14 protein-coding genes and 1 other RNA gene are annotated in these 15,858 nt (G+C 66.7%); 6 read left to right on the forward strand and 9 right to left on the reverse strand.

The window, feature by feature from the left end:
* The first annotated feature begins 23 nt into the window (after nt 1-23).
* The gene (locus ACCQ05_RS09500; protein WP_372393608.1) at nt 24-986 is read left to right on the forward strand and encodes a TraB/GumN family protein; all 963 of its coding nucleotides are present in this window, start codon (nt 24-26) and stop codon (nt 984-986) included.
* Nucleotides 987-1,028: 42 nt separating this feature from the next.
* Here the strand turns inward: ACCQ05_RS09500 and phaR are convergent, their stop codons facing one another.
* The 3 genes from phaR to gluQRS all read right to left on the reverse strand — a co-directional run bounded on the left by phaR (nt 1,029) and on the right by gluQRS (nt 3,481).
* Entirely contained in the window at nt 1,029-1,595 is a 567-nt protein-coding gene (gene phaR / locus ACCQ05_RS09505; RefSeq protein WP_104540292.1) for a polyhydroxyalkanoate synthesis repressor PhaR, read from the reverse strand.
* Nucleotides 1,596-1,754: 159 nt separating this feature from the next.
* A complete protein-coding gene (locus ACCQ05_RS09510; RefSeq protein WP_104540291.1) occupies nt 1,755-2,495 on the reverse strand; it encodes a beta-ketoacyl-ACP reductase in 741 nt (246 codons plus the stop codon).
* 86 nt (nt 2,496-2,581) lie between these two features.
* Nucleotides 2,582-3,481 carry a tRNA glutamyl-Q(34) synthetase GluQRS gene (gluQRS, locus tag ACCQ05_RS09515; RefSeq protein WP_372393609.1) on the reverse strand — a complete coding sequence of 300 codons (900 nt, stop codon included), beginning with the start codon at nt 3,479-3,481 and terminating at the stop codon, nt 2,582-2,584.
* 97 nt (nt 3,482-3,578) lie between these two features.
* On the opposite strand from gluQRS, the gene htpX reads away from it, so the two are divergent.
* Nucleotides 3,579-4,457, forward strand: coding sequence for a protease HtpX (htpX, locus tag ACCQ05_RS09520; RefSeq protein ID WP_372393610.1), 879 nt, complete (start codon nt 3,579-3,581; stop codon nt 4,455-4,457).
* 224 nt (nt 4,458-4,681) lie between these two features.
* Here the strand turns inward: htpX and ACCQ05_RS09525 are convergent, their stop codons facing one another.
* The 3 genes from ACCQ05_RS09525 to ACCQ05_RS09535 form a co-directional block, all read right to left on the reverse strand.
* Nucleotides 4,682-6,751, reverse strand: coding sequence for an EAL domain-containing protein (locus ACCQ05_RS09525; protein WP_372393611.1), 2,070 nt, complete (start codon nt 6,749-6,751; stop codon nt 4,682-4,684).
* A gap of 227 nt (nt 6,752-6,978) precedes the next feature.
* Nucleotides 6,979-8,160, reverse strand: coding sequence for a BaiN/RdsA family NAD(P)/FAD-dependent oxidoreductase (locus ACCQ05_RS09530; protein WP_372393612.1), 1,182 nt, complete (start codon nt 8,158-8,160; stop codon nt 6,979-6,981).
* Nucleotides 8,157-8,705 (reverse strand): YaeQ family protein, encoded by a 549-nt coding sequence (locus tag ACCQ05_RS09535; protein WP_372393613.1) that lies wholly within the window; start codon nt 8,703-8,705, stop codon nt 8,157-8,159. Before ACCQ05_RS09535 ends, ACCQ05_RS09530 begins: the two co-directional genes overlap by 4 nt.
* 491 nt (nt 8,706-9,196) lie before the next feature.
* Here ACCQ05_RS09535 and ACCQ05_RS09540 point away from each other — a divergent pair, with 491 nt between their 5' ends.
* Both ACCQ05_RS09540 and ACCQ05_RS09545 read left to right on the forward strand, forming a co-directional pair.
* Nucleotides 9,197-9,406 (forward strand): cold-shock protein, encoded by a 210-nt coding sequence (locus tag ACCQ05_RS09540; RefSeq protein ID WP_011037431.1) that lies wholly within the window; start codon nt 9,197-9,199, stop codon nt 9,404-9,406.
* A 344-nt stretch (nt 9,407-9,750) separates the two neighbouring features.
* Nucleotides 9,751-10,449: a glutathione S-transferase family protein gene (locus ACCQ05_RS09545; RefSeq protein WP_372394012.1), complete on the forward strand. Its 699-nt coding sequence runs from the start codon at nt 9,751-9,753 to the stop codon at nt 10,447-10,449.
* Nucleotides 10,450-10,591: 142 nt separating this feature from the next.
* Here ACCQ05_RS09545 and ACCQ05_RS09550 read toward each other — a convergent pair whose 3' ends face one another.
* A complete protein-coding gene (locus ACCQ05_RS09550) occupies nt 10,592-11,467 on the reverse strand; it encodes an alpha/beta hydrolase (protein ID WP_372393614.1) in 876 nt (291 codons plus the stop codon).
* 261 nt (nt 11,468-11,728) lie between these two features.
* Between ACCQ05_RS09550 and ACCQ05_RS09555 the strand changes: the two genes are divergently transcribed.
* Nucleotides 11,729-13,285: a protein adenylyltransferase SelO gene (locus ACCQ05_RS09555; RefSeq protein ID WP_372393615.1), complete on the forward strand. Its 1,557-nt coding sequence runs from the start codon at nt 11,729-11,731 to the stop codon at nt 13,283-13,285.
* A gap of 93 nt (nt 13,286-13,378) precedes the next feature.
* The gene (locus ACCQ05_RS09560) at nt 13,379-13,939 is read left to right on the forward strand and encodes an adenine phosphoribosyltransferase (protein ID WP_104540282.1); all 561 of its coding nucleotides are present in this window, start codon (nt 13,379-13,381) and stop codon (nt 13,937-13,939) included.
* A gap of 168 nt (nt 13,940-14,107) precedes the next feature.
* Here the strand turns inward: ACCQ05_RS09560 and ACCQ05_RS09565 are convergent.
* Both ACCQ05_RS09565 and dbpA read right to left on the reverse strand, forming a co-directional pair.
* Nucleotides 14,108-14,183: non-coding RNA, sX9 sRNA (locus tag ACCQ05_RS09565), on the reverse strand.
* 280 nt (nt 14,184-14,463) lie between these two features.
* On the reverse strand, nt 14,464-15,840 hold the full coding sequence (gene dbpA, locus ACCQ05_RS09570) for an ATP-dependent RNA helicase DbpA (protein WP_372393616.1): 1,377 nt from the start codon (nt 15,838-15,840) through the stop codon (nt 14,464-14,466).
* Nucleotides 15,841-15,858 lie beyond the last annotated feature (18 nt).

The raw sequence follows: 15,858 nt of genomic DNA on the forward strand, positions 1-15,858 counted from the left end.
AGAGCGCGGTGACAGGAGTGTCGATGACGAGGCGTGGACGGGTGCGTTTCGCCGGCTGGTGGGGCGGGGCGCTGCTGGTGCTGGCGCTATGGAGCGGGGTGATTGCCTCGAGCCGGGCGCGCGCTGCTGCCGATGCGCCTGCCGGCCCGCCGGTGCCATTGCTGTGGAAGGTCGACGGCAAGGGTGGCACGCTCTACGTGCTGGGCTCGTTCCATGTGCTCAAGCCCAGCGACTACCCGCTGTCGCCGGACGTGATGCAGGCCTTCGCCAAGGCCGACCGCCTGCTGTTCGAACTGCCGCCGGCCGATGCGCAATCGCCGGAGCTGGCCGGGCGCATGCTGCAGGTGGCACGGCGCACCGACGGGCGCACCCTGCAGGAGGCGCTGGATGCCAGGACCTGGCAGGCACTCGGTGCCTATACGCGCAAGCACGGCATGTCGCTCGAGGCGTTGCAGTCGCTCAAGCCGTGGTTCGTGGCGTTGTCGATCAGCCTGGCCGAGATGGCACGCCAGGGCATGGACCCGAACGCGGGCCTGGACCATTACCTGATGCAGCAGGCGCAGTCCCGCGGCAAGCCGGCCGACGGGCTGGAACGCGCCGAGGAACAGCTCACCCTGCTCGACGGCATGACCCCCACCGAGCAGCATCAGTTGCTGGAAGAAGCATTGGATGAAGCCGATACCACCGACCAGCTGCGCCAGCTGCACGCGGCCTGGCGCAGCGGCGACGTGCACACGCTGACCACGCAGATGGCCGAAGACATGCGCCGGCAGTATCCGGCGCTGTACCAGGACATCAACGTCGAGCGCAATGCGCGTTGGGTGCCACGGTTGGAAAAGCAGTTGGGCAAGGGCAGCGGAACCACCCTGGTGGTGGTCGGTGCGTTGCATCTGCTGGGCAACGATGGCGTGGTGGAGCGCTTGCGTGCGCGCGGCTACCACGTGGAACGAATCTGCTCGGCCTGCGCTGCGCAGGCCGGCCGCTGACGCTTGCGCGTAGAGCCGCCCGGCTCCACGCGCCACGGTCGATCATCCGCGATTGCGGGCCTTGCCGGTGTGGTTGCCCGAGGCACTGTGCGTGCCGGTGCCCATCGGGCCACTGCCCATGCTGCCAGCCCCAGGCGGGCTCGGCGGGGTGCCGGGGCCGCCCGGACGACCGAAGCCGGCGCCGAAGTTGCGCTGGAATTCCTGCCACAGCTCCAGGTTGCGCTCGGTCAGCTGGTTCATCATCGCCCACGGGGTCTGCCCGAGCAGGTTGCCCATCTGTTGGCGGAACTGCTGCTGCTGGTCCAGGAACACCTGCATGCTGCGCTCCAGGTAGTTGCCCATGAAGCCCTGCAGCGAATCCCCGTAGAAGCGGATGATCTGGCTCAGCAGCTGGGTGGAGAGCATGGGCTCGCCGTCCTGTTCCTGGTCGGCGATGATCTGCAGCAGGACCGCGCGGCTGAGGTCTTCGCCGCTCTTGGCGTCGCGGACCTCGAACTCTTCGCCATCGATGATCAGCTGGCGGACGTCTTCAATGGTGATGTAACTGGAAATCTCGGTGTCGTAGAGACGGCGATTGGGATACTTCTTGATGATGCGAAGTCCGGCCATGGAACGTTCACTCACACTGATAGTGCGCGCAGGATGGCGCAGCGCAGCAGCGGTTGCAACAGCCAAACTGCCTTATTTGCTTAAGCGGACACATTAAAAATGGTGCGCAGCATGGTTTTTGGGTCAAATCCATGCTGCACCGCAAAGTTGCAGCAAACGTTACCAGCCCATGTGGTGGCCGCCGTTGATGTCCAGATTGGAGCCAGTGATCCAGGCAGCCTCTTCCGCCACCAGGAACGCCACCGCATAGGCGATCTCTTCCGGCCGGCCCAGCCGGCCGGTGGGAATGTCGGCCACGATCTTGGCGCGCACTTCCTCCGGCACCGCCATCACCATGTCGGTGGCCACGTAACCGGGCGAGACCGTGTTGACGGTCACTCCGAAGGCAGCGTTCTCGCGCGCCAGCGAGATGGTGAAGCCGTGCATGCCGGCCTTGGCGGCGGCGTAATTGGCCTGGCCGTACTGGCCCTTGAGCCCGTTGATGGAACTGATCTGGATCACCCGGCCCCAACCGCGCCTGCGCATGCCCTCGATCACCGGGCGGGTGACGTTGAACACCGAGTTGAGGTTGGTATTGATCACGTCATGCCACTGTTCGGCGGTCATGCGGTGGAAGGTGGTGTCGCGGGTGATCCCGGCATTGTTGACCAGCACCTCGATCGGGCCGAGTGCCGCTTCGACCTCCTCGACCAATGCGCGCGCATGCTCGGACGAGGCCACATCGCCACGGAACAGGGCGATGTCGTAGCCCTGCGCCTGCATGCGCTGTTGCCAGTCGCGCGCCTTTTCCTCGTTGCGGAAATTGCTGGCGACCCGATGGCCCTGGTCGGCCAGGCGCTTGCAGATGGCGGTGCCGATACCGCCGGTGCCGCCGGTGACCAATGCGACGCGAGATGTCATGACGACTCCAATGAGCAGGTGAGGCTGGAGGCGGTCAGGGCGGTGGCGCAGGCGCCGCGCCCGGATGCCGGTGCTGGGGCGCAATTCTAGTCACGCGGCGGGGGCGATGCGTGCATGGACATCTCGAGGGTGGGCGTGGCCGGCAGCAGATCCGGCGAAAAATGCTGCACGGCCTGCTGCAGCAGCGTGTCCACGCCGCCATACCGCGGCAGTGCAGCAGGCTGCTGCCCAAGTGCCTGCCAGGCGCTGCGTAGTGCGGGCAGCGGGTCCGCATCGTCCAGCGCGGGGGCGGCGTGCGACTTGGACAGCTTGCGGCCCTCGGCATCCAGGATCAGCGGCAGGTGCAGATAGCGTGGCTGCGGCAGGCCCAGGGCGCGCTGCAGCACCAGCTGGCGCGGGGTGGAATCGAGCAGGTCGGCGCCGCGCACCACGTCGGTCACGGCCTGCGCCGCATCGTCCACGACCACCGCGAGCTGGTAGGCCCAGTAGCCATCGGCACGCCGCAGCACCACATCGCCCACCTCCGCGTACACGTCCTGCACGATGCGCCCCTGCAGCGCGTCGTCGAAGCCCACCGGCGACTGCGGCGGCACCCGCAACCGCACCGCGCGGCGTGCGCCCAGTGGGGCGACACAGGCGTGGTGGATGCCGCCCATGCCGGCGAGATCGGCGCGGCTGCAGCTGCATTCGAACGCCAGCCCGGCATCCATCAGGGTGGTGAGTGCGGTGGTGTAATGCATGTCGCGATCGGATTGCCGGATCACCGGCAGGTCAGACACCAGGCCAAAGGCAGCCAGGGTGCGCAGTTGGCGCTCGGAGGCACCGGCTTCGGCGCGTGGTGGATCGATGTCTTCGATGCGCACGCACCACTGCCCGCCGGCATGGCGGGCGAGCAGCCAGCTGCCGAAGGCGGCCAGCAGCGAGCCGAAGTGCAGCGGGCCGGTCGGGGAGGGCGCGAAGCGGCCGCGGTAGGAAGGTGAGGGCATGGACAGCTGAATCGTCGGTCAGATGCGCGCTTGATTTCAAGCGGGGCTGTCCGCAGATCCGCAGCAGTTCACCCCCTTCGAGTGGAGCCCGCGCGTCATGTTCAACCGCATCTTCCTGTTCCTGCTGACCAACCTGGCGGTGTTGATGCTCGCCAGCGTCGTGATGTCGGTCCTGGGCGTCAATCCTGCGCAGATGAGCGGCTTGCTGGTGATGGGAGCCATTCTCGGCTTCGGTGGCTCCTTCATCTCGCTGTTGCTGTCCAAGTTCATGGCCAAGCGCAGCACTGGCGCCCAGGTGATCACCGAGCCGCGCACGCCGACCGAGCGCTGGCTGGTGGAGACGGTGCAGCGCCAGGCCCAGGCAGCCGGTATCGGCATGCCGGAAGTGGCGATCTACAACGCGCCGGAGATCAATGCCTTCGCCACCGGCGCCAATCGCAACAACGCGCTGGTCGCCGTCTCGACCGGCCTGTTGCAGAACATGAGCCAGGACGAAGCCGAGGCCGTGCTCGGCCACGAGATCGCGCACGTGGCCAACGGCGACATGGTGACCATGGCCCTGCTGCAGGGCGTGCTGAACACCTTCGTGATCGTACTGGCGCGCGTGGTCGGCGGCATCATCGACAGCGTCGTGTCGGGCGACCGCGAAGGTGGCCGAGGGTTTGCGTACTACATCATCGTGTTCGCGCTGGAGATGGTGTTGGGTGTGTTCGCCACCATGATCGCCATGTGGTTCTCGCGTCGCCGCGAGTTCCGTGCCGATGCCGGTGGCGCACAGCTGGCCGGCCGCAGCAAGATGATCGCGGCCCTGGAACGCCTGTCGCTCAATCACGGGCAGAGCACCTTGCCCTCGCAGGTGCAGGCCTTCGGTATCTCCGGCGCGGTCGGCGACGGGTTGCGTCGCCTGTTCCTGAGCCACCCGCCGTTGACCGAGCGCATTGCGGCGCTGCGTGCGGCCAATGGCACGGCACTGTAAACGGCTCTCGACATCGCGGCTCGGTGTGATGCGGAAGGCGCCGCCGGAGTCAGTATCGATCATCGGTGCAACGGCCACATGAGCGCGCCACCCACGCTCGATGCGACCGTCGCTCGCTGCATCGTCTAGTCGCAAGCCCATCGACAGCGTATCGGCTTGAAGGAAACAAAAAACCCGCGCCTTGCGGGTTTTTTGTTTTCCTGTGTGACCGGCTTTCGGTCGCCTCAGCCGAATTCGTAGTTCATCAGCGGCCCGGTGGGTGCCACGAAGTCGCCCTGCACATAGTCCACCCCTGCACTGAAGAAGCTGCTCATCGACTGCGCATCGGCGACGAACTCGGCCACGGTCAGAATGCCGGCCGGCTGCGCGCGCGAGGTGATCTCGCGGATCTTCTCCTGGCTTTCGCGCGCCGAGGCGACCTCGCCGGTGATGCCGCGATCCAGCTTGAGGAAGGCCGGCTGGAAGTGCGCCAGCAGCTGGAACGAGTCCAGGCCCGAACCGAATTGTTCCAGCCCGACCTTGCAGCCCATTGCCGATACCGCCGCCAGGAATTGCTGCGCATTGCGCAGATGGGTGAACACCTTTGATTCCGGGGTCTGCAACCACAGCCGTTCGCCCGGCACGCCGTATACCGCCAACTGCTCGCGGATGGTGTCGATCATCTGCGGATCGGAGAACGAGTTGGGTCCGATGCGCACCAGCAGGTGCGTCTTGTGGCCCGCACGCTGCCGCTCGCCGAGCTGGCGGATCGCGCGCGCCACCACCCAACGGTCGATCTCGGTGATCAGGTCGTGTTCTTCGGCGATCGCCATGAAGGCGTTGGGCGACATCATCTCGCCGTTGCGCTCCAGCCGCAGGAAGGCCTGGTACAGCTCCAGCGGCTCGCCCTGCAGGTTGAGCACCGGCTGGTAGTGCAGCAGGAAGCCGTCGCCGGCCAGCGCTTCGCGCAGGTGTTCGACCCAGCGTGCGATGCGTTCTTCCTCGGCGCGGTCCGAGGCGGCCGGGTCGTAGATGCTGACCGCGTTGCCGCCCAGCTCGGCGGTGGTGCGCACCGCCTCGGTGCCGCGATTGAGTACTTGGCCGATGCTGGCGATCTTTTCGCCGATCTGCACTCCGCCGATGCTCACCGTCACCGTGGCCGAGCGCGCGCCGACGCTGAAGACATGCTGCGCAAACGCATCGCGCACGGTTTCTGCGGTGGCATGGGTGCGCGCATAGTTGCCGTCCATCAGCAGCGCGAAGCTGTGCTCGCCGAAGCGTGCGGCCACCACGCTCTCGTCCACCACGCCGGCCACGTGTGCGGCCATCGCGGCGATCAGGGCATCGGCCGAATCCAGTCCAATCTCGGGGAGGATGCGCGTGTAGTGATCGGGCTCGATCAGCAGGAAACCGGACTGGCCCTCGCTGCGACCGGCCTGTGCCACCGCCTGTTCCAGCGCCACCATGAAGGTGGGACGGTTGAGCAGTCCGGTGACCTGGTCGCGCTGGCGCAGGTCCTCGACCTCGCGTGCCAGTTCCGGGTCGAACTCCTCGCGGCGGCGGAACACCACCTGGATGCAGGGTTCGCCTTCATACGTGGCGGTGGCGAACTCCATCGTTGCCGGAAAGGTGTCGCCCTCCAGCCGGCGCGCGTCGACCTTGTACTGCGCCGGCGGCGGCTCGCCCTTGGACATGGCCTTCAGCAGTTGCTTGAAATCGTCGACGTATTGGGCGGCAATCATGTCCAGCAGCGAGATGCCTTCGACATCGTCGAACGACTCGAAGCCGAACATTTCCAGATACGCCTCGTTGGCGCGGATATGCATGCCTTCGTGCACGTAGGCGATGGGGTCGCGCGAGGAAGCGATCAAGGCATCGCAGCGGCGCTCGGTCTCGCGCATCTGTGCTTCGATGCGGCGCAGGCCACGGCGTGCCTGCAGGTCGGCCCACTCCGAGCGCACCAGCGCCAGCAGATGCTCGGGACGATGACGCAAGGCGATGGCACGCACGCCATGGGAAGCCGTCTCGACAATGGCGTTCTCTTCGATCCGCTCGGCCAGCAGGATGACCGGAATGTCCTTGCCGCTGCCCGCGATCTGCGCCTGCAGGGCGCTCATCGGCACCTGCTGGGCCTGGCCCTGGATGGCCAGATCGATCTGGCCCGAGAGCATGCTGGCCAGCTCCTCCTGGTTCTGCGGACGCGAAGGACGCACCGCGATGCCGCCGTTGCGCAGCGCGGTGACGATCGTCTCGGCACTCTCCACGCTGTCGTCGACGATCATCAGGCGGAGGGTGAGATCTTTGCCTTTTTGCATGCGCGGCTCCCTAGAGACGGGCTTTAATACACGAAGGGGTCAGGCACGTCCATGTGTGTGGATCATGCCGCATCCAGTGTGAGACGTAGTGCAAGAATTGAGCCGGCAATGACCTCGCCGAGCAGGGCGATCGGCGGTTGGTGCGCGGACGATGACAGTGTCTGTCTTACATCCCGAGCGCGCCGATGTCGTGCTCGGTCGCCGATGCGCAACGCCGCGCCGTGGCGCTATGCCACGCTTCCGGCGGCATGTCCGGATGCCCACGCCCACTGAAAGTTGTATCCGCCCAGCCAGCCGGTGACGTCCAGCACCTCGCCGACGAAGTACAGGCCAGCGGTCAGCCGCGACTCCATCGTGGCACTGGAGACCTGGTGGGTATCGACGCCGCCCAGGGTGACTTCAGCGGTGCGGTAGCCCTCGGTTCCGCTGGCGACCAGCGGGAACGCGCCGAGGAGATCGGCCGCGCTCTGCAGCTGCGGCGGGTCCAGCTGCCGCACCGGCTTGTCCGGCAGCCACACCTCGCAAAGCCGCTGCGCGAAGCGCCGCGGCAGCACATCGCCCAGTACGTTGCGCAGTTCGGTGGCGCCACGTTGCTGCTTCTGCTCGCGCAGCCACGCCGCCGCATCGTGGCCGGGCAGCAGGTCCAGGCGCAGGTCGTCGCCCGGTTGCCAATAGGAAGAGATCTGCAGGATCGCCGGACCGCTGACGCCGCGATGGGTCAGCAGCATGGAATTGCGGAAACTGACGCCGTTGCAGTGCGCTTCCACCGGCAAGGCCAGCCCGGACAGGTCCTGCAGGCGTTCCTGGTGCTTGCCGCTCAAGGTGAGCGGCACCAGCCCGGCGCGTGTCGGCAGCAGCGTGTGGCCGAACTGCTGGGCCAGCGCATAGCCCAAGCCGCTGGCGCCCATGCTGGGAATCGACAGCCCGCCGGTGGCGACGATCAGCGATTGCGCCTGCACGCGGCCAGCGCTGGTCTGCACGCTGAAGCCGTCGCTGTCGCGCTGCACCGATTGCACCTGGCACTGGGTGCGGACTTGCACCCCGGCCGCCTCGCACTCGTCCAGCAGCAGGCGCACGATCTGCTTGGACGAAATGTCGCAGAACAACTGGCCCAGCTCCTTCTCGTGGTACGCAATGCCGTGGCGTTCGACCAGCTCCACGAAATCGCCGGGGCTGTAGCGCGCCAGGGCCGATTTGCAGAAGTGCCGGTTGGCAGAGAGGAAGTTGCCCGGCGTGGTGCCGGTATTGGTGAAGTTGCAGCGCCCGCCGCCGGACATCAGGATCTTCTTGCCGACCTTGTTGGCATGGTCGATCACCAGCACCTGGCGGCCGCGGCGGCCGGCGGTGAAGGCGCTCATCAGGCCGGCGGCACCGGCGCCGATGACCAGCACGTCGCACCGCATGTTCATTCGGCCGGGGCTTGCCGCACCATCGGGGTCAGGGTGACGCTGCCGTGGTCGGCCAGCATCTGCACTTCGCCGTCCTGGATGATCACGTCAAAGCGCATGCCGCGCTGGATCAACGCGCCCAGCGCCTCGGTGGCCTGCGATTCGAGCTCGATCACGCGCAGGTTGCGGTGCCTGCCCATGGCATTGGCGTGCTTCTTCCACCAGGTTTCGGTGGCCTGGCCGCCGTAGCCGATGACCACCACCTCGCGCGAGCGGTTGCAGGCCTTGCGCACGCGGCTGTCGTCGGGCTGGCCGAGATCGATCCACAGGTCCGGGTCGCCGGTGTAGTCGCGCCGCCACAGGTCCGGCTCGTCGTCGTTGCTGAGGCCGCGGCCGAATTCCAGCCGGTCGTCGGCGAACAGGGCGAACGCCAGCAGCCGCACCATCAGCCGTTCATCGGTTTCGGAAGGGTGCTGGGCCAGGGTCAGCGAATGATTGGCGTAATAGCCGCGATCCATGTCGCTGATCTGCAGTTCCGCCCTGCGGACGGTGGCGGTGAGAGCCATCAGGAAACCAGGTGCAAAGGGCGGCCATGATACGCCGACCGGTCGCGGCGGGAACGCAGCATGTGGCGGGGAGGCGGTGCCTGCCACCATCTGCCACACACATACCTAATACGTCGTGCAGGGAGGCGGGTTGGGTCGGTGCGACCAAGGTGCCGAGCCGATCATGAATGGCGGAAATCGCTGCGGCGGCGGACGACCGAGCACGCCGGGAGATCGTATTCATTCATGTGACGGGCGGGGGAATGGCCTGACAGGCGGTCGGAACGCGCCCGACAGCAAAACTTTTGTCCGAAGGTGTCGCTTTTTACATAAAACACGAGTACTGTGCACCCACTGTGTTTGCAAGGGTCACCGTGAATCGTGGCCTGGTGTAGCTAGATCTCATTCGATCCCGCTCCATCGTTCCGCTTTACCAACGCCTGCAACTCAGTCTCAGCGCCGGTTTCTCGGTTGCTGCGATTTATCCATCCAAAAGTTCAGGAGTTAGTAAAATGTCAGATCGTCAGAACGGTGTCGTGAAGTGGTTCAATGATGCCAAGGGCTTCGGCTTCATCACCCCGGAAAGCGGCCCGGACCTGTTCGTGCACTTCCGTGCCATCCAGGGCACCGGCTTCAAGTCGCTGCAGGAAGGCCAGAAGGTCTCCTTCGTCGCCGTGCAGGGCCAGAAGGGCATGCAGGCTGACCAGGTGCAGGCGGTCTAATCCGTCTGCAACCGTAAGGTTGCCAAGAACGCCGGTCGCGCAAGCGACCGGCGTTTTTTATTGCCTGTCGATCTGTAGCGGTACGTAAGACGTCTAGGTGCCGCTTCCCGATCGTTCCGGGCTGCAGGTACTGCGATGGTGACTGTCGTCGGCAGGGCAATGCCTTTGCTCCTGCGTGTGGTGCTTCGCCGATGCATTGTTTCGTGCCGCAACGAGCGGGCGGTGGCTTGCCGTCGCGGCCGGGTAGCTGCCGACGACGTCTTCGGAGCAGGCGCGTGTTCGCTGTGCGCGCAGCGACGACGCATGGCTGGTTAGGATGGCGCTTTCCGTGTGCGGCCGCTGCCATGATCACTGTTCACCATCTCAATAACTCCCGTTCGCAGCGTGTGCTGTGGCTGCTCGAAGAGCTGGCGTTGCCATACCAGATCGTGCGCCACGAGCGCGATCCCAAGACCATGCTGGCGCCGGCGGCGCTGCGTGCGATCCATCCGCTCGGCAAATCGCCGGTGATCGTGGATGGCGGGCTGACCATCGCCGAGTCGGGTGCGATCCTCGACTATCTGACCGAGCGCTACGACACCGAGTGTGCGCTCTCGCCACCGGCGCGACCGATCGACTCGCCCGAGCGCCAGCAGTTCCGCTACTGGATACACTACGCCGAAGGCTCGGCGATGCCGCCACTGCTGATGACCTTGATCTTCGGCCGCATTCGCAGCGCGCCGATGCCGTTTTTTGCCAAACCCGTTGCGCGCGCGATCGTGGACAAGGCGATGTCGGGTTTTGTCGGCCCGCAGGTCAAGCTGCATCTGGGTTGGATGGAGCAGACGCTGCAGGCTCACCAGTGGTTTGCCGGTGAGCGCTTCACCGCGGCCGACATCCAGATGAGTTTCCCGGTACAGGCCGCCGCTGCGCGCGGTGGCGGCCTGGAACCCTACCCGAAGCTGCGCGCCTTCCTGGAGCGGATCGAGGCGCGGCCGGCCTATCAGGCTGCATTGAAGAAAGGCGGCCCGTACGAACTGATGGGCAGCAAGTCGGCCGATTGACGCGCGTCCGGTGCACGCCAGGTGACACCGTGGACGGCGAGCGATTGCGCGCCGTCTGTTCCTGAGTCGGCGCATAGATCAGTGACCAGGCATTGATCAGCGGCGCTGCTTGCAACAGACATCGGTGTGCTCGCCACAGGCGTCACGGCGCCTTGCAAGTGCGCAGAAATTCTACGGTGTCGCGCAGCACCGCCGAGCGTTGCGGCGGTTTGCGCAATGCCAGCACGATGCCCATGTGGCCCATGCCGGGATAGACCTTCAGCGCGGCAACGCTTCCCTTGCGATGCAGCGCCTTCTGCAACGTGCTGCTGTTCTCCAGCTCGACCACGCGGTCGGCGTCACCGTGCAGCAACAGCATTGGCGGTTCGTCGCCGCCGACGTATTCCACCGGCTGCGATTGCCGTTGCGCGGCCGGTGCGTCGCCGAAGATCTCGACCAGCTCCGGGTCGGTCATCGGCAGGAAGTCGTATGGCCCTGCCAGCCCGACCACTCCGCACAGCTGCCGTGGTTCGAGATCCTGCGCGTGCAGCCAGCGCGCATCGGTGCCCAGCAATGCGGCGATGTGCGCCCCGGCCGAGTGGCCCATCACGGCCAGCCGCTTGGGATCGCCGCCGTACGCCTGTGCATGCCGATACCCCCAGGCGGTTGCGCTGGCGGCATCGGTCATGAAGCCCTGCAGGCCCACCTGCGGGTATTTACGGTAATCGGCGACCATCGCCACCACGCCCTGGCGGGCCAGGGCGCGCCCCACCCAACGGTAGTTGGCGCGCGAACCGCGCTTCCAGGTGCCGCCGTAGAAGAACACCACCACCGGTGCATCGACCGCGCCCTGCGGTTGGTAGACATCCAGCGCCAGGCCATGTGCGGTGTCGAAGACCTGGTTGGGGTGCTCGACGATGCCGGCGCGGCTGGAAGCGGCGTTGATGCTGCCGAAGAACACGCTGCTGCAGGCTGTCAGGGCCAACGAGCCGAGCAGCAGGATGGCGGGGCGAAACCAGCGGAAGGCGCGAGCGGGCATGGGCGATGTCGTCCAGGGAAACGGTGGAGGGAAGATCGGCAGCTTGGGAGAGTGGGCAGGGTGCATCAGGTGGCGCGCGGCACGGCCTGGCGGCCGACGGGAAACCCGGTGAGCGACCGGAACGCACTCGCCCATTAGCGAGGATCGGCCGTCGCCGACGTGTGCAGGACGAGCTCGCTGCCGCGCGCGATGCGAAGCAGTGCAGCTCCCGGTTGCGCGCGGGCAGTGTCGCATTCACCTCATGTGGCCTAGGCTTCTCACATGACACAGTTGCAGTTCGACAATCGTTTGCGCCGTGAATTGCCCGGCGATCCGGAGCAAGGGCCGCGCCGCCGCGAGGTGGCCGCCGCCTGGTCCTCGGTACTGCCGACGCCGGTGGCCGCTCCGCGCGTGATCGCGCATTCGTCGGAAATGGCGCAGGCGCTGGGGCTGGATGCGGCCGAGATCGGCAGCGCGCGCTTTGCCGAGGTGTTCGGCGGTAATGCGCTGTACCCCGGCATGCAGCCATGGGCGGTCAACTATGGCGGCCATCAGTTCGGGCATTGGGCCGGGCAACTGGGCGACGGCCGGGCGATTTCGCTGGGCGAGGCGATCGGCGTCGATGGCGGGCGCTACGAGTTGCAGCTCAAGGGTGCCGGCCCCACGCCGTATTCGCGCGGTGCCGATGGCCGCGCGGTGTTGCGCTCGTCGATCCGCGAATTCCTGTGCAGCGAAGCGATGCATCACCTGGGTGTGCCGACCACGCGTGCGTTGAGCCTGGTTGTCACCGGCGACGCCGTGGTGCGCGACATGTTCTACGACGGCCGCCCGCAACGCGAACCGGGTGCGATCGTGTGCCGGGGGGCGCCCTCGTTCATCCGCTTCGGCAACTTCGAGTTGCCGAGTGTGCGTGGCGATCTGGCCCTGCTGCGGCAATGGGTGGAGTTCACCATCGCGCGCGATTTTCCTGCCCTTGCCGGCGCAGGAGAGACGCTGTATGCCGATTGGTTCGCGCAAATCTGCGAGCGCACCGCGGCGATGGTGGCGCACTGGATGCGGGTCGGTTTCGTGCATGGCGTGATGAATACCGACAACATGTCGATCCTGGGCCTGACCATCGATTACGGTCCCTACGGTTGGGTCGACGATTACGATCCGGACTGGACGCCCAATACCACCGACGCGCAGGGGCGTCGGTATCGCTTCGGCACCCAGCCGCAGGTGGCGTACTGGAATCTGGGGCGACTGGCGCAGGCACTGGCGCCACTGTTTGCCGATGCCGCACCGCTGCAGCAGGGACTGGACCGGTTTCGCGACACCTATCTGGCCTGCGACCGCCGCGATACCGCTGCCAAGCTCGGGCTGGCCGAGTGCCGCGACGAGGATCTGGAGCTGATCGATGCGTTGCGCGTGCTGATGCGGCAGGGCCAGATGGACATGACGCTGACCTTCCGCGGCCTGATCGACATGTCAGCCGAGCATCCCGAGCCCGAACTGCTGCGCGACGCGTTCTACGACCAGGACCAGCGCCAGGCGGCGGCGGTGCCGTTGCAGGAATGGATGCGGCGTTATGCTGCACGGTTGCGCCAGGATTCGCTGTCGCCCGAGCAGCGGCGCGCGCGCATGCGCCAGGCCAATCCGCGTTATGTGCTGCGCAATTATCTTGCGCAGCAGGCCATCGACCGGGCCGAGCAGGGCGATCCGGCTGGCGTGCAGGAGCTGCTGGAGGTCATGCGCCGGCCCTATGACGATCAGCCGGGCCGCGAGGCCTTCGCCGCGCGGCGTCCGGACTGGGCACGCGATCGCGCCGGATGTTCGATGCTCTCGTGCAGTTCCTGACGCGCTTAGATTCCGCTGTGCCGTCAAGGCGGCGTCAACGGCGTGCACCAACTAGAATAGGGCGTCCCCACTGGCCACGACGCCACCGCCACCATGACTGACTGCAGCCGCTGCGCCGGCACTCACCCTTCCGGCCCCAACCACTGGGCAGGCCGGATCCGCGACATCGCCGACTTTCCCAAGCCGGGCATCGTGTTCAAGGACATCACCCCGCTGTTGTCGGACGGTCCGGACTTCGCCTCGGCGCTGGACGAGATGGCGCAGCCCTGGCGCACCACGCCGCTGGATGCGGTGCTGGGTATCGAGGCACGCGGCTTCATTCTTGGTGCGGCGTTGGCGCGCGAACTGCGTACCGGCTTTGTGCCGGTCCGCAAGCCGGGCAAGCTGCCCGGACGCACGCTGATCCAGGAATACGCGCTGGAATATGGTACCGACCGCATCGAAATGCACGAAGACGCACTGCCGCGCGGCGCACGCGTGCTGATCGTCGACGACGTGCTGGCCACCGGTGGCACGCTGCGTGCCGCGCTGAGTCTGGCCGCACAGCTGGAGCTCGAGGTCGTCGGTGCCGCGGTGCTGGTGGAACTGGCCGCACTGCAGGGCCGCGCGAAGTGGGCCAACGACGTGCCGTTGCTGGCGACGTTGTGCTACTGAGTCCGCAGGGCGCGGGCTGAGCGCTCGGGGCGCATCCGGCAGTGCGGTTGTGCCCTTGCCATGCTGCTGCGGGTGCCTGTCGCAAGTGCAGCCCGTTGATCCTGCGGTGTCTGTATGCGCCAACACCGCGCATGCGCGTCGGCTCTGCCCGGTACCGGGATTTAGAGCGGCTAACAAAACGTAACGAGCGGTCGTCAGGTGGGTGCGGACGGCGCGGAGGAACCGCAGTGTACGAGTGGTACATGCCGATTCCGAGCACCGACCGCGCCCGCCTGGCGGCCGCGCAGTAGTTTTGCTAGCTGCTCTTAGTCCGTCCATCAGGCGCCAGCATGCGCCAGCTGCCGGTGGCGAGGCGATGCGCGCTGGCACGCCTGACGCAGCGTCCGCAGTGCAATGCGGCAGCGTGGTGACTTTCGAAGGTGCTGCCGCGCTGCCGCCTCTTGCGGCGTAGCGGCTCGAGGCGATACCTGCCCGGCGCCGACCTTCGGTCGCGAGGCCAGCGGACGTGCCGGCCACCGAGCCGTTCAGAGCTTGCTGACCCGGAACCGGCGGCCCTTGATCTTGCCCGCATGCAGGTGCGCCAGCGCCTTGGCGACCTGGGCGCGCGCGATGGCGACGTAGGAGCGGGTGGGGTAGATGGCGATCTTGCCGATCGCAGCGCCCGACAGCCCGGCTTCACCGGTGAGCGCACCCAGGATGTCGCCGGCACGCAGCTTGTCGGTCTTGCCGCCGTCGATGCGCAGGGTGGTCATCGCCGCCTGCGGCAACTGCGCCGGGCGGGCGGTGGCCAGTGGTGCACGCGACCACTTCAGCGGCTGGCCTTGCTCGGCTTCCAGCGCCTGCGCACGCGCCGCTTCGCGCGGGGCCACCAGGCTCAACGCCAGGCCGTGCTTGCCGGCGCGCGCGGTGCGGCCGATCCGGTGACGGTAGGTTTCGGTATCGGTGGGCAGCTCGTAGTTGACCACCGCCGACAGGTCTTCCACGTCCAGCCCGCGTGCGGCCACGTCGCTGGCCACCAGCACGTTGCAGCTGCGGTTGACGAAGCGCACCAGCACCTCATCGCGGTCGCGCTGTTCCATGTCGCCGTGCAGGGCCAGTGCGGAGAACCCGAATTCCTGCAGCGAGCCGGCCACCTCATCCACTTCCTTGCGGGTATTGCAGAACACCACGCTGGACTCGGGGTTGAAGCGCAGCAACAGGCCGGCCACCGCCTTCTGTCGATAGGTGGCATCGACCTCGAAGAATTGCTGGTCGATTTCCGGTGCGTTGTCGGCGCCTTCGACGGTGATTTCGATCGGGTCCTTGAGGATCTCGCGCGCGAGCGTGCGGATGATGTCCGGGAACGTGGCCGAGAACAGCAGGCTCTGGCGCTGCTTGTCGCAGCGGCTGGCGATCTCGCGGATGGGTTCCTCGAACCCCATGTCCAGCATGCGGTCAGCCTCGTCCAGCACCAGCGTGCGCACGCCACCCAGGTGCAGGGCACGCTTGCGGGCCAGCTCCTGGATGCGGCCGGGTGTGCCCACCACCACCTGCGGGTCGTGCGCCTCCAGCGAGGCCAGCTGCGGGCCGAGCGGCATGCCGCCGGTCAGCACCACCAGTTTCATGTTGGGAATGCCGGTGGCCAGCTTTCGCAGCTGCTTGCCGACCTGATCGGCCAGTTCGCGGGTGGGGCACAGCACCAGCGCCTGCGCGCGGGTCAGCGCCGGGTCGAGCTTCTGCAGCAGGCCCAGCCCGAAGGCAGCGGTCTTGCCGCTGCCGGTCGGCGCCTGGGCGATGACATCGAGCCCCTGCAGGATCGGCGGCAGGCTCTGCGCCTGGATGGGAGTGAGGACGGTATAGCCAAGGGCGTCGATACCGGGGGCCAGGGCCGGCGACAGCGGCAGCGCGGAGAATTCGTTCATGGCGCATTTTAGCCCGGG

Source organism: Xanthomonas sp. NCPPB 3582 (genome assembly GCF_041475735.2).
GTDB classification, from domain to species: Bacteria; Pseudomonadota; Gammaproteobacteria; order Xanthomonadales; family Xanthomonadaceae; genus Xanthomonas; species Xanthomonas codiaei.

What these genes read in the sequence shown, in the direction of transcription:
- phaR (WP_104540292.1), bottom strand. Translation starts at nt 1,595, where the DNA reads ATGGCCGGACTTCGCATCATCAAGAAGTATCCCAATCGCCGTCTCTAC.
- ACCQ05_RS09560 (WP_104540282.1), top strand. Translation starts at nt 13,379, where the DNA reads ATGACTGACTGCAGCCGCTGCGCCGGCACTCACCCTTCCGGCCCCAAC.
- ACCQ05_RS09545 (WP_372394012.1), top strand. Translation starts at nt 9,751, where the DNA reads ATGATCACTGTTCACCATCTCAATAACTCCCGTTCGCAGCGTGTGCTG.
- ACCQ05_RS09530 (WP_372393612.1), bottom strand. Translation starts at nt 8,160, where the DNA reads ATGAACATGCGGTGCGACGTGCTGGTCATCGGCGCCGGTGCCGCCGGC.
- htpX (WP_372393610.1), top strand. Translation starts at nt 3,579, where the DNA reads ATGTTCAACCGCATCTTCCTGTTCCTGCTGACCAACCTGGCGGTGTTG.
- ACCQ05_RS09525 (WP_372393611.1), bottom strand. Translation starts at nt 6,751, where the DNA reads ATGCAAAAAGGCAAAGATCTCACCCTCCGCCTGATGATCGTCGACGAC.
- ACCQ05_RS09500 (WP_372393608.1), top strand. Translation starts at nt 24, where the DNA reads ATGACGAGGCGTGGACGGGTGCGTTTCGCCGGCTGGTGGGGCGGGGCG.
- ACCQ05_RS09535 (WP_372393613.1), bottom strand. Translation starts at nt 8,705, where the DNA reads ATGGCTCTCACCGCCACCGTCCGCAGGGCGGAACTGCAGATCAGCGAC.
- ACCQ05_RS09555 (WP_372393615.1), top strand. Translation starts at nt 11,729, where the DNA reads ATGACACAGTTGCAGTTCGACAATCGTTTGCGCCGTGAATTGCCCGGC.
- ACCQ05_RS09510 (WP_104540291.1), bottom strand. Translation starts at nt 2,495, where the DNA reads ATGACATCTCGCGTCGCATTGGTCACCGGCGGCACCGGCGGTATCGGC.
- dbpA (WP_372393616.1), bottom strand. Translation starts at nt 15,840, where the DNA reads ATGAACGAATTCTCCGCGCTGCCGCTGTCGCCGGCCCTGGCCCCCGGT.
- gluQRS (WP_372393609.1), bottom strand. Translation starts at nt 3,481, where the DNA reads ATGCCCTCACCTTCCTACCGCGGCCGCTTCGCGCCCTCCCCGACCGGC.
- ACCQ05_RS09540 (WP_011037431.1), top strand. Translation starts at nt 9,197, where the DNA reads ATGTCAGATCGTCAGAACGGTGTCGTGAAGTGGTTCAATGATGCCAAG.
- ACCQ05_RS09550 (WP_372393614.1), bottom strand. Translation starts at nt 11,467, where the DNA reads ATGCCCGCTCGCGCCTTCCGCTGGTTTCGCCCCGCCATCCTGCTGCTC.